General features: G+C 61.7%; 2 protein-coding genes and 1 pseudogene. 1 reads left to right on the top strand and 2 read right to left on the bottom strand.

Annotation, left to right across the window (positions count from 1 at the left end; all coding sequences use genetic code 11):
* Window positions 1-163 (bottom strand): annotated as a pseudogene (locus DAD99_RS22140) (aromatic ring-hydroxylating dioxygenase subunit alpha); the annotation flags it as partial.
* A gap of 158 nt (window positions 164-321) precedes the next feature.
* Between DAD99_RS22140 and DAD99_RS07995 the strand changes: the two are divergent.
* The gene (locus DAD99_RS07995) at window positions 322-1,254 is read left to right on the top strand and encodes a LysR family transcriptional regulator (RefSeq protein WP_193341089.1); all 933 of its coding nucleotides are present in this window, start codon (window positions 322-324) and stop codon (window positions 1,252-1,254) included.
* 345 nt (window positions 1,255-1,599) lie between these two features.
* Here DAD99_RS07995 and DAD99_RS07990 read toward each other — a convergent pair.
* Window positions 1,600-2,091, bottom strand: a 492-nt coding sequence (locus DAD99_RS07990) for a BCCT family transporter (protein ID WP_193341088.1), incomplete at its 5' end; no start/stop codon positions are given.

Raw genomic sequence — 2,091 nt, 5'->3', positions numbered from 1 at the left:
GCATGTCGATGCTGAAAATCGTCGGATCAGTGTAGAAGGGGGCATCGAGGGAATATCCCACGCGCCGGAAATCGAACAACTCGCTGATTTCCGCCAGCTGCTCTGCAGGCAATGATGAAGCGAGTTTTCCGCGTGAATTGATGGGCAAAACTGGAGCAGACATGTGTTTCCTCCCGGAGGCGTGGGTAATTATGCGATTCGTGGCAGCCACGGCTGGGTGGTCCAAGCGGTGTTGTGGAAAACCTTGTAATCATGAGATTAGGGACGATTGCACTGCAACAAAAGCGCAAGATATTGGATATAACAGTGCACAATGAGTGCATGATTGATCCACGGCTCATCACACTCAGGGTGTTTGCCCGGTGCGGCACTATAGGCGCAACCGCGGAGCTCACGGGTTACTCTCCCTCCGCCGTCTCCGCGCAATTGCGGGAACTCCAGCGCGTGCTTGGAATGCAGCTGCTGACGAAGGACGGTCGTGGTGTGCGGCTGACCGCCACGGGCCGATTTCTCGTGGCGGGCTCGGACACCCTCATTGCGGAATGGGAGAGCCTGCGCGCCGCGGCCATGGATGCCGGCGACCAGGTGCCGTCACGTTTTGGTCTTGGGGGATTCTCGACGGCGGCCGCCCGGCTGCTCGCGCCGCTGGCCGCGACCCTGCGCGCAACACGTCCCCTGCTGGAGGTGCAGGTGCTCGAGGCCAACCCGGCCCGCTGCTTCGACTTGTTGGTTGCCGAGCGCATCGACCTCGCGGTCATCGTCGCCATGCAGTCCGACACCTATGCTGAGGACGATCCGCGCTTCGAGCAGACCGTTCTGCTCGATGATCCCCTGGATGTGATCATTCCCTCCGACCATCCATTGGCATCGCGGGAAACGGTGACGCTCGAAGAGCTGGCGTCCGAACCCTGGATCACAGAGGCCGCGGGATCCACCTACCATTCTCTCTTCACCGCGGCGTTCACGGCAGTCGGGGTGACACCGCGGATTGCCCATGAGGCAGTTGAATGGGAAACCCAGATCGCTTTCGTTGGTGCGGGGCTGGGCGTGGGCCTGCTGCCACGACTGGCACCCCTGCATAGTGCCGAAAACGTGGTTCGACTTCGCATTGCTGGCAAGGGGAAGCCCACGCGCCGCATTGTCGCTGCGGTGCGCAGGGGCAGCATCGCATCGCCCCTGATCCAGGAGTCGCTCGGCATCCTGCAGGTCAGCGCCAATCGGATCCTCAGCGCCCGGCCCGAAGACGACCTCTGAAATCGCATGGCAGCGTCTCGTTGCCGCCGGGCGCGGGACGCCGCCGCAGTCAGCGGAGACCGAGGTCACTGTCAACATACGAGCCGGGACGGTTTCCGCCGCTGTGTTGGCAATTGCAGCGCCCATCCAGCTGCAGCCGAACATTTACTGGGCTTGAGGACTCCAACTGGATATTCACGAACTCCTTCTCTTCGCTGCTAATCCGGAGAGTCTGTTCTTGGTCGTGGTGCTGGGACATGTTGATGACCTTTGCTATGCGTGGGGGGGTGGGTGTGCCTGGGCGGCACGGGCCGGAACATGCCGCGTGCCGCCTGGGCGGGGTTGGTGCTTAGGGTGCGCAGTTATTTATTGTCCGGGTCCCGTTTGCTGGGGCTGGACGGTGGGGATGCTGCCTGTGTGGGTGCCGCCTTGGTGCGAGTCCGGGTCGGGGCAGGTTTCGTCGCAGTCATGCGTCGTGACGAGGTCGAATTGAACGCGGCCGTGTTGTTCCACGCCGGTCCGGATCGCACGTTCCATCACGTTAGTGGCCAATCGTGCGCGCAATGCCAGAGGATCACGGCGGAGGTCCTTGGTGAGAGCGAAGCAGAGCAACAACATAACGATTACGAAGGGCAGGGCCGCCACGATAGTGATGCGTTGAAGTCCTGATAGTGCCGCGGAGGGTTCATTACCTCCGGCCAGGAGCATGACGGAAGCTACCGCGCCGGTGAGCAGGCCCCAGAAGATGATCAGGCGTCGGGGTGGGTCGTTGGAGCCGTTGGAGCTCAACGAAGCGATCACGATAGAGGCCGAGTCGGCGCTGGTGACGAAGAAGTTTGCAATGAGGACCATGGCCAG

This window comes from Pseudarthrobacter sp. AB1 (assembly GCF_014926485.1).
GTDB lineage: Bacteria > Actinomycetota > Actinomycetes > Actinomycetales > Micrococcaceae > Arthrobacter.
Note: the sequence above shows the minus strand (reverse complement) of the source record. Positions and strands in the feature narration are given on the sequence as shown.

Excerpts from the sequence above, each read along its gene's own strand:
- DAD99_RS07995 (WP_193341089.1), top strand. The coding sequence starts at position 322 with ATGATTGATCCACGGCTCATCACACTCAGGGTGTTTGCCCGGTGCGGC.